Annotated in this window: 9 protein-coding genes; 8 read left to right on the top strand and 1 reads right to left on the bottom strand. The window is 41.2% G+C overall.

Annotated elements, in window-relative coordinates; all coding sequences use genetic code 11:
• The first annotated feature begins 8 nt into the window (after nt 1-8).
• The 6 genes from PSH50_RS05960 (at nt 9) to PSH50_RS05935 (ending at nt 8122) form a co-directional block, all read left to right on the top strand.
• Nucleotides 9-1310: a TolC family outer membrane protein gene (locus PSH50_RS05960; RefSeq protein WP_273609371.1), complete on the top strand. Its 1302-nt coding sequence runs from the start codon at nt 9-11 to the stop codon at nt 1308-1310.
• Nucleotides 1311-1312: 2 nt separating this feature from the next.
• The gene (locus PSH50_RS05955; protein WP_138684499.1) at nt 1313-1891 is read left to right on the top strand and encodes an OmpA family protein; all 579 of its coding nucleotides are present in this window, start codon (nt 1313-1315) and stop codon (nt 1889-1891) included.
• A 116-nt stretch (nt 1892-2007) separates the two neighbouring features.
• On the top strand, nt 2008-2592 hold the full coding sequence (locus tag PSH50_RS05950) for a YqaA family protein (RefSeq protein ID WP_029772950.1): 585 nt from the start codon (nt 2008-2010) through the stop codon (nt 2590-2592).
• Between the two features lie 227 nt (nt 2593-2819).
• Nucleotides 2820-3725 (top strand): GGDEF domain-containing protein, encoded by a 906-nt coding sequence (locus PSH50_RS05945; protein WP_273609370.1) that lies wholly within the window; start codon nt 2820-2822, stop codon nt 3723-3725.
• A gap of 153 nt (nt 3726-3878) precedes the next feature.
• A complete protein-coding gene (locus PSH50_RS05940) occupies nt 3879-5240 on the top strand; it encodes a DUF4397 domain-containing protein (protein ID WP_024033201.1) in 1362 nt (453 codons plus the stop codon).
• A gap of 176 nt (nt 5241-5416) precedes the next feature.
• Complete coding sequence (locus PSH50_RS05935) at nt 5417-8122, top strand: DUF2339 domain-containing protein (protein ID WP_273609369.1); 2706 nt, start codon at nt 5417-5419, stop codon at nt 8120-8122.
• Between the two features lie 81 nt (nt 8123-8203).
• Here the strand turns inward: PSH50_RS05935 and PSH50_RS05930 are convergent, their stop codons facing one another.
• A complete protein-coding gene (locus PSH50_RS05930) occupies nt 8204-11644 on the bottom strand; it encodes a PAS-domain containing protein (protein ID WP_248530587.1) in 3441 nt (1146 codons plus the stop codon).
• 392 nt (nt 11645-12036) lie between these two features.
• Between PSH50_RS05930 and PSH50_RS05925 the strand changes: the two genes are divergently transcribed.
• Both PSH50_RS05925 and PSH50_RS05920 read left to right on the top strand, forming a co-directional pair.
• Nucleotides 12037-12300, top strand: coding sequence for a DUF4212 domain-containing protein (locus tag PSH50_RS05925; protein WP_004586074.1), 264 nt, complete (start codon nt 12037-12039; stop codon nt 12298-12300).
• A 10-nt stretch (nt 12301-12310) separates the two neighbouring features.
• Nucleotides 12311-14035, top strand: coding sequence for a sodium:solute symporter family protein (locus PSH50_RS05920; RefSeq protein WP_004586075.1), 1725 nt, complete (start codon nt 12311-12313; stop codon nt 14033-14035).
• Nucleotides 14036-14097: the final 62 nt, after the last annotated feature.

The raw sequence follows: 14097 nt of genomic DNA, 5'->3' as shown, positions 1-14097 counted from the left end.
AATATTAAATGCGAATTATAGGATTACTCTCTGTTTTAGCTTTAACACCAGGGTATGCAAGTGCTCTTACATTAGAGCAGTCGGTAGCAGAAACATTAAATACAAACCCTCGCTTAATGCAAAAGTATGCGAGCTTTGAAGCTAAGTATCGTGATAAACGCAGTGCATTTAGTGAGTACTTACCACAAATACGGTTATATGCGGCCTATGGCTATGAGCATGTGAATTATAAATCGGGCAGCGAATTTGATACTGAGCTCGACCGCCGAGAATTGGGCTTAAAAATTACACAAATGCTGTTTGATGGTTTTAGCACTTCTTCTGAGGTGGCTAGATTAGATAACGAAGCACGCGCCGATCAACTCGGTTTGATCTCTGAGGCAGAAAATATCAGCCTTGAAGTTGTTCAAGTCTATTTAGATTTATTAAAAGCAATTGAATTAATTGAATTGTCTGAAAAAAATATCGAAATACATAAAAAGATTTTAAGTGATATTGAGCAGCGCCACCAACGTGGTTTATCAAGTGATGCCGATGTAGCTCAAGTGCAATCACGTTTAGCAACATCGCAGTCTGGTTATCTAGCAGCTAAAAATAATTTATTAGACATACAAGCAAATTATTATGATTTAGTAGGCAAGTATCCTGAGGATCTCGTTATCCCTAAAGCGGATGCACATTACCTACCTGACTCTTTAGAAGAGGCGATGAGAATTGCAAAAAGTTCTCACCCTGAAATAGCTGCCGCTATTTACGATATTCAAGCGGCGAATAAGCAAATACAACGTGAAAAAAGCGGTTACTGGCCTAAAGTGAGTTTAGAGCTTGATGTTGCAGATAACCGAGATATATCAGGATCGCCTGGGCGAGATGACAATGGCCGTATAATGCTAACTATGAGTTACGATTTATACAGCGGCGGTAAAACTAATGCTGATACTGATGCCGCAAAATGGCGCTATCAAGAAGCTGTAGCTGTAAAAGATTCAACCCACAGACAGGTCAAAGAGGCTACTAGCTTCGCGTGGAATGCTTATGTGTTTTTAGACGAGCAAAAGAAGTTTTATCAGGAAAACGTTGGTTATGCTGAAGTGGCACAACAAGGTTACGAAAGACAATTTGGCTTAGGGCGTCGTTCATTATTAGATGTACTTGATTCGCAAATTGAATTATTCACAGCAAGAAGAAACTATATTGAATCAGCGTATGATCAACGTATTGCAAGTTACAGACTAATTAATGCAACGGGTCGTTTAGTGAGTGCCTTAAAAGTAGATAAGCCAGACTCTTGGCAGCTTGGAGATAGATAATAATGAAAAAAATAGCTTTATTAAGTGCCGCTTTACTTTTAACAGCCTGTGCTACTGAGCCAGGTCCGTACGAGCAAAAATTACAGTCTAATGATTTGCTTGATCAAGACCAAGATGGGGTTATTAACGAGCGCGATAAATGTGCAGACACACCCTTTAAAGCAGTAACAGATAACGACGGTTGCCCGCTTGAGGAAAACATAAGCACAACTCGTGGGGTGGTAATTAACTTTGAATTTGATAAGCATGCACTTACTACTGATGCAAAGCAAAAAGTAGCCGAGTTTGCTCGCTCTATTGAAAATTCACCACTACTGAGTGTTATTTTAATAGGCGATACCAGTAAAAAGGGCTCACTTGAATACAACCGAAAGCTAGCGTTAAAACGTATTGAAACGGTTAAATCAGCACTGCTTGCGCTTAATGTGAGCGAAGAGCAAATTTCGCAACAAACGTTTATCGAAACTAAAAAAATTCCGACAGAGCTACAAGGCCGAGAAACGCGTGTTATTGCTTTAGTTGAAGGTGAGCAGTCTAGCGTTATGCAAATGCAGTTTGACGTATATAACTCAACCATTTAAATAGCGCACAACAATGGATAATAGCCCGTTTTATAACGGGCTTTTTTATGCTTAAGCGTACCTTAATACTCTTACTATACACTGTGCTTACAATGGCAAATTATTAAGGGATTTACATGGCTATTCAAAAAAAACTAAAAGAAAAAACACGGCACTTTATAGATTCTAAACATATGCTAACAGGCATTACCGTAGCGTCGTTTTTAGAATCTACGATAGTCCCTATTCCGCTTGAAGCAGTGCTTGTGCCTCTTATGCAAGCACGTCGTGAAAAGCTTTGGTTAATAGCGCTTATGGCAACAGTTGGGTGCGTGATTGGTGCTTTATTTGGTTATGCGCTGGGTTATTACCTATTTGACGCTATAGGTGACTGGGTTATTGAAATGTTTTCAAGCCAAGAGCAATTTGAAAATGTTAAGCAGCAAATGCAAAGCCAAGGTTTTTGGTTTGTAATGACGCTGGGAATTGTGCCCATTCCGTTTCAAATTGCGATGCTTGCCGCTGGGGCTACAAAATACTCTATTGGTTTGTTTTTATTAGCCTCAGGTATTGCTCGTTCAATTCGCTATTTTAGTTTAGCCGTTGTTGTATATTACGCAGGTAATAAAGCCGAGCAAATAATCAGTAAACACAAAACTAAAGCAATGATTGCTATTACTATTTTAATATTAGCTTTATGGGGCCTTAGCACTTTAATATAGTTTTATACTTAGTTGTTATAAGTAAGCTGCTCAGCGCGACTAAAACTGTGTGGACACTAATGCAAATGTGGGTTTTTAGCTTTGCATTGTATTTGTGTCTGCTTTGCTCAACTCTTTGTATTCAAGGTGGTGAAATAACCCTGCAAGTACAGGGTAAGTTAACCTTTTATAACGGTTTTTTCTGGTGTGCTATAGTTTGTTAATAACGCATTAAAAAGCGCCACCCTATGATTGAAACTGTAAAACTTACCGTTAGGCTGTCTAACTTTTATAAAATGAGTTGGATAAACAAGGCGGTAAGTATAGCGTTACTGCTCTACATTATTGTTTTCTCACTTTATGCTTTAAATACTTTCCCCCCTTTAGATGTGCAAAATAACGTGTATGGTTTTACTACCGATTTTTGCAATCTCATCGTGCTCGTATTTTTATTTTGGATAGTGCAATGCTCTGAGCTTTCAAAACAAGCGTACGTGTTTTCTACTTTAGGTTTATTGCTATGGAGTATGGGTACAACGGCTGATGTAATAGATGAATTAGTTGTGCAGCCTTATTGGATGAGTGTTTATTTTGAAGACTTATGCAGAACCATGGGAATGCTTTTTACCGCCTATGGGTTATTTAAGACCATGCGTTTTGTACAAAGTATACATAACCGTTTAGCGCACGAGTTGATAACGGACGATCTTACACAAGTACATAATAGACGCTATTTTTATCGGCATGTTAAAACTGCCCCTAGTACGCCTTACGTTATTTTAATTATAGATATTGATCATTTTAAGGCTATTAATGATGAGTTTGGCCATGATGAGGGTGACTTAGTACTACAGCAGTTAGCTACTAAGTATAATAGTGCATTTGTTAATAATGCAGTATTTGCTCGTTTAGGCGGTGAGGAGTTTGGCGGCTATTTGCCTACCGGTAATATAAGCCAAGCGGCTGAATTTTGTGGGCAACTAATAGACATTGCACACAATATTAAAGTTAAACAGGTCAAACAGCTTAGTGTAAGTATTGGTATGGCGCTGCAAAGCGCTAACGAGCCCCTCGACAAGGTAATGAAGCGGGCAGACATGGCTTTATACGTTGCTAAAAATAATGGCCGAGATCAATATAAAATAGCCCCTTAAGCTTTCTACGCAAATATCCTTATTATTTGCACATTTATTACACTTTTAAACGTTTTCGTAAAGAACTGTCAGCGAGGGTAATACTTTGTAAACTATGAAATTAAAATGCAGCAAAGAAGTCATAATAGTGATTTTAATAATAAGGAAACTTTAATGACCAACTCTCTGTTGAAAGCTGCTTTACCTCTAAGTTTAATGTCTATTTTAGTTGGTTGTGGCGGCAGCGACGGCTCAAGTGATACAGGCTACGTACAATTATATAACGGCTCATATAACAGCCCATATACGCGTTTATTTGTAGACGAAACTGAGCGCTCAGGCACTGATTTTGCTGATGTAACCACGCGTCATAATTACAGCACCGGCACTTACGATTTAAGCTTTGAATACTTAGATGCAAACGACAGCTACATTACAATTAGCGAACAAGAAGTATCAATCAAAGGTGACAAAACCGAACTAATTGTAATGAGCGGTAACTTTGACGAACCTACGTTCACAGAGCTAAGTGTGCCCATTTCAAGTGATACAGATGAGTTTAACTTAGGTTTTTACAATATCACCAGTGAAGACACTAGCTACGATATTTACCTAGCAACCGATGATGGCGTATTTGAAAGTGCTGAACTATTTACATCAACACAGTATTTAAGTGAGCTAGATTTACAAACCCTTGATGAGGGTTACTACACAATTTATATCACTGAGGCAGGTAGCACTGATGTAGTGTATGAGTCGGAGTCGGTTTATTTTTACGATGAAGAAAGCTACGTAGCCATGATCCGCCCAAGCTATGCAACAGAAGAAAACGGTATCACGCTCGATATTGTGACTGACAATAACTATGTTACAGCACTAAAGCACCAATCAGCGTTAGGCCAATTGCGCTTTATAAATACCGTTGACGATTACTCGCCAGTTAGCTTTAGCACGACCCGTGGCACCACAGTTAACGATACCAATACGGTCGCAAGCGATACCTACACCGATTACGTTGAGCTTTCGCCAAACAGTTACAGCGTTGCAATGTACGACGAAGAGGGCACTAAGCTTGCCGATAACTTTTTAATGACCCTAGAGCGCGAGCAAAGTGCGGTAGGCGTTTTTTACAACGATGTCGATAATGGTTTACGCATGATGAGTGTTGAGGAAAACCTAACACCTAGCAGCTACAGCCATACTATTTCGGTTGTTAACCTAATTGAAAGCTACGCAGGGCAAACAGTAAGCGAAGTTGACGTGTACTTTACCTTAAATGGTGAAACTGTTGATGACGCCACCAATGTAATTGATGGCTTAGATAGATACGATCAAGAAGAAATTGATGTAGATGATGAAGCTTACACTGTGTATGCCGTATACGAAGATAACGGCCAACAAATAGTGTTAATTCAACAAAGCGATATAGATTTTACCGAAGAAGGTAACTATATCTTAATTTTAGAGCACGATGAGACAACCAGTTCAGGCTTTAAAATGAGTGTAACGCGCACAATTACAGACAGCGTAGAATAAGTAACATGTAACACGTTCTAGAAAGTAAAAGCCCTAAGCATTATTGTTTGGGGCTTTTTTTTGCCTGGCTGTAGCGTGATTTTGTTTACAATAAATAAACCCATATATAAGCAGATTGCTATAACTTTTAAAAATTTTAGGTACACTCATAACATAATAAATAAAAAGAGCGTGCCATGGATGAGTTTTTAGGAATAGTGGGTTTATTTGCATTTGCAATAATGGCCGGTGCTATTTGCGGTATTGTCGCAATTGCACAACTTAGTAATTTAAAGCAAGAAATTGCCCAATTAAAAGCAAAAGTACTTAGTTTAGAATTAGCTAACAACGCACAAAGCCACGGTGAAAACGCCGATAAAAGCACCAATTGCTCCACAGCTGAACATGCGTACACGGCTCAAGCAAATAGCAATGAGGCGACTTTTAATCAAGTTAGCCCTAATCAATCCAATCAGCCAAGTCAGCCTCGTGACCAGGTAAAAACGCCAGCTTCAGCAATAAAGCCTCCCGGTAATGCTTCTGCCAATAAACATAAGCAAGGCAGTAAAAATCTCAAACCCACACTTGTTACTTCTTTTTTTGAAAAATTGCGTAGCGACTTTGAACAAAACTGGATGACCTGGATAGGCGCAATCGCATTGGCGCTAGGCGGTATATTTTTAGCAAAGTACAGTTTAGAAGCCGGGTTGCTCTCTCCTGCAATGCGATTAACCCTAGGCGGTTTATTTGGTGGTGGCTTAATTGCAGCCGCAGCTTATATGCATTACAAAAATAGTGTATTTGAAGGGTTTAATAACTATATACCTGCAGCGCTTGCCAGCGGGGGTTTTATTACGTGCTTTGCACTGACCTTATTAGCGTATAGCAGCTATAACATGATCAGCCCTTTAACAACATTTGTTGTCCTTGGGGTTATTGCCATCAGTGCGAGCGCTATGGCAATAATGCTTGGCCCAGTATTAGCCGTACTAGGTATTATTGGTGCTTATTGTGTCCCCGTGCTGATTAATACCGGCAGCAATAATTTATTTGCGCTTTATATGTACATTGGGTTTGTGAGCTTATCTGCTGCGCTGGTCGCGTATAAAGTACAGCGTGCATGGCTGTGGTATTTACTTTGGGCGGGGCATTTGAGCTGGTATGTTGTTGGCTTTACTTTAGCTAACAGCAGCACCATTTGGCTTATGGGCACGTATGGGCTATTAAGTATTATTGGTTTAATTGCCGTGCCACGCTTGGGGTTAAAACTTGCGGTGGTTGAAACTCGCCCACATAGTTTAAAGCGCCTAATAAGCGCACTCCCTAGTAACCCTTTAATGCTTGCCTGTATTGTCCCTTTGTTACTGGCTATGCTTTTTGATAGTACTAACTACTTACAGTGGCAAATAATAAATGCGTTTAGCATATTAACATTGCTGTTTTTAGTGCTTAAAAATAGCCGCTGGGATTTATGGCAAGGGGTGGCGATGTTAATAGCAGTACTCTGGCTATTAAGCACGCCTTCTTATTATGCTGATTATTCTGACTCGCTATTTATATTTAGGCACCAATATGGTGGCGCTATCTTTTTAGGGTTAGCGCTCAGCGTATATGGGCTTTATTTTGGTATAAAGTGGCAACCTAAACGATTGACTTTTCATATTACTGCCTCGTTTAGCGTATTTATAATGATTGCCACCTTATACGCTATAATCCCAAACCATGCGTTGGCCACAGCCTATCCATTGTGGGCAGTGATACTACTTACAAGTAGCGCCATTTTAATTAAGTGTGCAATAGGTGGCGCAACGCTTTTTCAGCGCTTTACATATTGGGTGGGGGCAAATGCCAACATCACGCTTGCTATTACTATGTTATTAAATGACAGCGGGCTAACCATTGCACTGGCTATTCAAGTTTTACTTATTAGCGTGTTAATAAACCGCTATCGGGTGCCTATGCCACATTGGCCAATTAAAGCGCTGGTGGCTGCATTACTACTTCGCCTTACACTGTCACCGTGGACCCCAAGTTACGAGGCGCTTAGTGTATTGGGTGTACACTGGAGCTTAGTAGTTTATCCTTTGTGTGTGGTGTTATTTTATACTGCAGCCAAATGCTTTAACGCATCGCAGTTAAAAGTTTGGCTTGAAGGCGCAGCGCTGCATTGCTTGGCGTTATTTATTACCACCGAAACCAGCTATCAACTGGTAGGGCACTATCCGCAGTTTGATTCTTTGAGCTTTTACGAACAAGCTTTACTCACCTGTAATTGGCTTGCGCTGGGTTGTGTATATTTACACCGTGCTCGTATTGCCGGTAGCTTAGCTAAATTATACCAAGTGGCAGGCATGGCATTAGCAGGTGCTGCGGGTGTTACTGCACTGAGCATCTTACTAAACGCCAACCCATTTTTAAGCTCTATTTATATTGGCGAATATTTTGTATTTAATTGGCTATTTTTGCTTTGGTTAGTGCCTGCGGGTCTCGTGCTTTGGCTTTATACGTTAATTAAGCCGCTGTATACAAAAGCTGCGCCATCTATACTCACAGTAGCGGGTGTATTGAGTGTATTGGCAATTAATGGCTTTATACGCCAATACTGGCAAGGCCCTTATATTTACTTATCAACAGGTGCAAGCAACGCGGAGCTTTATAGCTACTCGGTTATTTGGCTTGTGTTAGGGGCTATTACTGTGGTGTTAGGGCATTTAAAAAATCAGCTATTAATCCAAAAAATAGGGTTAGGATTATTGGCAGCCGTTATTTTAAAAGTATTCTTAGTGGACATGGCTAATTTAACGGGACTTTTAAAAGCGCTGTCGTTTATTGGCTTAGGCTTGTCGTTAGTGGGGCTTAGTTGGTTATTTCAAAAACTGCGAAGCCAAGCCAAACCAGCCTAATAATTAAGGGTTCCAACGCTTTGTTAAGCACATAAATAAGCCCAGCTAATGCTGGGCTTATTTTTTGCTGCTAATTGGCTATTACGTGCTGTGATTAAGCAGTGCTTTTAGCTTACCAGGCTTAATCGGCTTACTTAAATAATGAATATTAGCCGCTTTGGTTTCTTGTTTAAGCTCGGTGTCGCGTACGGCGGTTATAAGTATGGCGGGCACTTCGCTTTGCCATGTATCACGCAGTGTTTTTATAAGCGAAATACCATCGCAATCATTACCTAATTGGTAATCCATTAAAATCACATCGGGCGCTGCGTGCTGTTTAGCGTGCGCGAGTACTTTATTTACATCGTCAAACAAGGTGTAATTGGCTTGCCATTTTTTAAGTAAACTGGCCATTGCTGCTAGGTTTTCGGGGTCATCGTCTACCGCGACTATGTTAATCGCGGCGCGGTTTTCTACTAAGCTGCTGGCCGTTGCTTTTTGTTGTACAAACTGCGCATCTCCATAGGGTACTTCAATACTAAAGCGGCTCCCTTTACCGGGCTCTGAGTGCACATCAAGCTCTAAGCTAAGTAAATCGGCCATACGTTTTACAACGCCAAGCCCTAAACCAACGCCTTTGTTATCACCGGCTTCTATACGGTAAAAGTCGTTAAATATTTTAGCTTGTTCTATTTGGCTAATACCTGGGCCGGTGTCCCATACTTCTATACGTAAATTATGTTTACGGTTTCTGCATGCTATTAATACTCGCCCTGTTTCGGTGTATTTAACCGCATTAGACACCAAGTTTTGTATAATTCGGCGCAAGTAGGTAATGTCGCTATGCACAATTTGTGCGTTTGAACGCACGGTTAGTTTTAAGCCTTTATCGCTTGATAAAATAGCGTACTCGCTTTGCAGTGGCATAAGTATATCGTTTATACAAAAGTGCCGAGGGGTTGGGGTCATTGCGCCTTGCTCTAACTTGGCAATTTCTAGTAAGGCTGACATTAAATGCACGGTTGAGTCTAAACTGTGGCCAAGCTTATTAAAGCTATTTTGGTTAGTTGTATCAAGCTGCTTTTCATCAATGGCTGCAAGGTATAAACGCGCCGCGTTAAGGGGCTGTAAAATATCGTGGCTAGCCAGTGCTAAAAATCGCGTTTTACTGTCGTTGGCTTGCTCTGCTTCGCGCTTGGCTAAAGTAAGTGCTTGCTCTGTTTTTACTCGGCTATCTATTTGTGCTTGTAAGTCTTTATTAATGGTTTGCACTTCTTGGGTTCGCGCTTCAATGCGGTTTTCAAGATCCATGTTAATTTCTTCAAGCGCATTTTGCGTACTTATATGGTTTGTAATGTCTGAAAAACTCGTTACAAAGCCGCCATCGGGTAGGGGGTTACCTATCATTTCGTACACTTGGCCATTACGGCGGTGGCGAATAAAGTGATGCGAGCTACCATTTTTTAAATGCTGAACGCGTTTTTCTACTTGGCGTTCTATTTCGCCTGGGCCACATTCACCGCGTACTGCGTTGTACCTTATTATATCTTCAATGGGTTGCCCCACTTCTAAAAAGCCGTCGGGGTAGCCAAACATTTGGCTGTAGCGCTTATTCCATGCTACCAGTTTTAAATCTTTATCGACCACCGAAATACCATGGCTTAAGTTTTCGAGCGAGGTATACAGCAGGTTTTGGTTAAACTGCAATGCTTGTGTGGTTTCGTCAAAAAAGTTAACCACCTCTTCAAAGGCCATACGTTTACCCGATGAAACCGTACGGATTAGCGCCTGCGCCGAAGACGCCCCTAACACCCCAGTTAACGCACGCTCGCAGTAGGCTATAAATTCGGGCTCGGGGTGGGCATTATTGTCACTTAGCTGGTGCGAAAGTGAAAAGTGCGCCAGTACTTGTTGGCTACGCTGAATACCTAAAAAGGTTTGCAGCAGTATTTTAAAGTCGTAAACCGTGGCTTTAACATTTTTGTTTAAGCGGCGCGATAAAATAGCCTGATCTTTAGGGTTAACAAATGCAGCCGCCTGAATTTTGTCTATCAAGCGCTCTTCTGCCCCTAACGAAAAGCTAATATAACAACCAATATTAGCAAATAAGGCAATCAGAGTGCCGCGTGTAATAAGTGTTTGCTGAAGCTCGCTATCAAGAGCGCTGCCGGCATCTAAAATTGGCATCATTAAAAATAATACCCAACAAATAAAACCCGCTAATAGCCCCGCATATACACCATAAGCATGGCCTTTTCGCCAGTAAAGCCCGCCCACAATAGCTGGGAGCAGCTGCGTTACTAACGAAAATGCCACCAGCCCCATGCTGGCCAGCGCACTACCATGGCCAAACCATTGCTGATAAAAATAAGCCAATATAAGTATGCCGGCTATGGTAAAGCGCCTGACTAATAAAATTTGCGATTTATAACTGCTGGTAATTAAGTTGCGCTTAAATTTACGGCGTAGCAGAAGCGGTAGCACTACATCGTTAGAGATCATGGTGCTAAGCGTAAGTGTGGCCACCACTATCATAGCGGTGGCTGCGGAAAGCCCGCCAATAAATACAAAGGTACTTAAAAAAGCTTGGTCGTGAATAAGCGGTAGCGCTAATACAAAGCTGTCGGGTGAAAAACTGCTACCAATACTTGGGTGAATTGCGGCAGTAGCAATAGGAATTATCATCGCAGCGGTGAGTAATAAATACAGCGGAAAAGCCCAGCGAGCAGTAAATAAATGGCGTTTGTCTTGGTTATCTACCACGGTGACATGAAATTGTCGTGGTAAACAAATTATGGCCGCGGCAGCCATAAGTGACTGGCCAATAAAGTTAAAACTAAAAAAGTTAAAGTTGCCCCAGTGTTGCCAAATCGACTCTGTGACTTTATCGCCGCTAAGGGTGGGTAAATTAAATAAGGTGTACAAGGCTAAGCCAGCGACGGCAATAAGCGCAATCAGCTTTATCATTGACTCAAAGGCGACTGCTAGCATAAGCCCAGAGCGGTATTCGGTAACATCTACCTTACGGGTACCAAAAAATATTGCAAACAGCGCCATAATTAACGTGGCGGTGAGGGTAAGCATTTCGCCAGATATTTGATTGCTGTTTTGCAAAAGCAAAAAGCTAGTACTGAGTGCTTTTAACTGCAGCGCAATATAGGGAATGGTAGCAAGTAGGGCAATAACAGTGACCAGTATTGCACTGGTTTGACGTTTACCGTAGCGGGCAGAAATAAAATCGGCAATGGTAGTAATGTTTTGTTTTTTACTTACTAATACCAGTTTGCGTAAAAAGCCTTGGCCAAAAAAGAACAACAATGAAGGCCCCAATAAAATGGGTAAATAGCTCCAACTACTGGTGGCAGCGGTACCAACCGAACCATAGTACGTCCACGAAGTACAATAAATCCCTAACGATAATGAATACACAAAAGGATGATGGCTAATCCGTTTAGCAAGTGGTGTTGTTTTATCGCCCCAATTAGCAAGCCAAAACAGCACCCCAATATAGCCTAATGCTACAAAAATCAGTACAGCAGTCATGTTGTTATTAAACCTTATTATTTATACCCACACACAATACCAGAGATAACTTTAAGTGTGCGTGCACAATTTTATGCAAAATATTAACGTTGTTTTTATTGTATTGATTTTAAATGATTATTTTTATTTCTGGTGATTTATTAGACTAATGTCGCACTTTTACACAAAGCCACTTAAATTTTGCCATTAACGCCCTTTGTTAAAAGCTAACTTACTGAAAATTATGTGTAATTGTATTTTTAAATACAATTACATTTGCAGTTTACGTAAACGTTAACAGGCTGTTACGACTATGGTCTCACTTCACTCTTCACGCCGCGTTGCTAAATTAATAACCGACTATAAAAAAACCACTCATTGCAATTATGCAATGCTTAAAGGGGAAAATAAAAATGGCTTTTAAAGATGAAGAACAAGCAAAAGCTTATTGGGCAGAAAACATTTCACTACTGTTTAAGTTACTAGCAGTGTGGTTTGTGGTCTCATTTGGCTTTGGCATATTACTGGTAGATGTACTGAATGAAGTACGTTTTTTTGGGTTTAAACTTGGCTTCTGGTTTTCACAACAGGGCGCTATTTACACCTTTGTAGCTTTGATTTTTGTTTACGTTTTCAAAATGAACACGTTAGATAAAAAATACGGCGTAGACGAATAGGAGCTAGGTAATGGATGTTCAAACACTCACATTTATAATTGTTGGTTTAAGTTTTGCGCTTTATATCGGCATTGCAATTTGGGCGCGTGCAGGCTCTACAAATGAGTTTTACGTGGCAGGGGGCGGCGTACCTCCGCTAGCCAATGGTATGGCAACCGCAGCCGATTGGATGAGCGCAGCGTCGTTTATTTCAATGGCGGGTATTATTTCGTTTGCAGGTTACGATGGCGGTGTTTACTTAATGGGGTGGACTGGCGGCTATGTATTACTCGCTATGTGTTTAGCGCCTTACTTACGTAAATTTGGCAAATTCACTGTACCTGACTTTATAGGCGACCGTTACTACTCACAAACAGCACGTGTTGTTGCTATTTTGTGTGCCATCTTTATTTGTTTTACTTATATTGCTGGACAAATGCGTGGCGTAGGCGTGGTATTTTCGCGCTTTTTAGAAGTAGAAATTGAAACCGGTGTTTACATTGGAATGGTGATTGTATTCTTCTATGCGGTACTTGGCGGCATGAAAGGCATTACCTACACGCAAGTAGCGCAGTACTGTGTGCTTGTGTTTGCCTACCTTGTGCCCGCTATCTTTATTTCAATGATGATGACAGGCCACTTCTTCCCGCAAACCGGCTTTGGTGCCACATTGAGTGATGGCTCAGGCATGTATGTACTTGATAAGCTAGACGGGTTAAGCGCAGAGCTGGGCTTTGCACAATACACCGAAGGCTCTAAAAGTATGATTGACGTATTTGCTATTACCGGCGCTTTAATGGTGGGTACTGCAGGTTTACCGCATGTAATTGTTCGCTTTTTCACTGTACCTCGCGTTAAAGATACCCGTATTTCAGCAGCGTGGACATTGGTATTTATTGCTATTGTTTACACTACTGCACCGGCGGTTGCCTCGTTTGCACGCGTAAACATGATTGACACCATTAACGGTAAAGATGGTAGCGGTACAGAGTACGCTCAAGCACCAGCGTGGATCAAAAACTGGGAACGCACGGGTTTAATTACCTTTAATGATAAAAACGGCGACGGCAAAATGTTTTACACCGCCGGCAAGGTAGAAGACCCAACAAGCGCAAACGAAGTAAAAGTAGACCGCGATATTATGGTACTGGCTAACCCTGAAATTGCTGATTTACCAGCATGGGTAATCGCATTAGTAGCGGCCGGTGGTATTGCTGCTGCGCTTTCAACCACAGCAGGGTTATTGCTGGTTATTTCGACCTCAGTGTCGCACGATTTACTTAAACGCACCCTTAAACCCGACATAAGCGATAAACAAGAGCTACTCGCTGCACGGTTAGCCGCGATGATTGCCATTGTTATATCGGCTTACTTTGGGATTAACCCGCCAGGGTTTGTTGCATCGGTGGTCGCCTTTGCCTTTGGTTTAGCGGCGGCGAGTTTCTTCCCAGCAATTATTATGGGGATATTCTCTAAAACAATGAATAAAGAAGGCGCAATTGCTGGCATGGTGACCGGTATAGGCTTTACCGCTGCGTATATTATCTTCTTTAAATTTGTAAGCCCTGAGCTTAATAGCCCAGAAAATTGGTTCTTAGGTATTTCACCCGAAGGAATTGGCTTAGTGGGAATGATAATTAACTTTGTGGTTGCTGCAACCGTACTTAAATTAACAAAATCGACACCGCTTGAAATACAACAAATGGTGGAAGGTATTCGTAATCCTAAAGGGTCAGGTGAAGCACACGCACATTAATGCGCTAAGCCTACTTAAAAATAAAGCACCAAAAGCCCGACTTTAGTCGGGCTTTTTATTTG

The sequence above is a fragment of the Pseudoalteromonas sp. Angola-7 genome (assembly GCF_028599255.1).
In the GTDB taxonomy this organism is placed as follows: domain Bacteria; phylum Pseudomonadota; class Gammaproteobacteria; order Enterobacterales; family Alteromonadaceae; genus Pseudoalteromonas; species Pseudoalteromonas atlantica.
The sequence above is the reverse complement of the archived record's forward strand: the minus strand, read 5'-3'. Positions and strand labels throughout refer to the sequence as shown.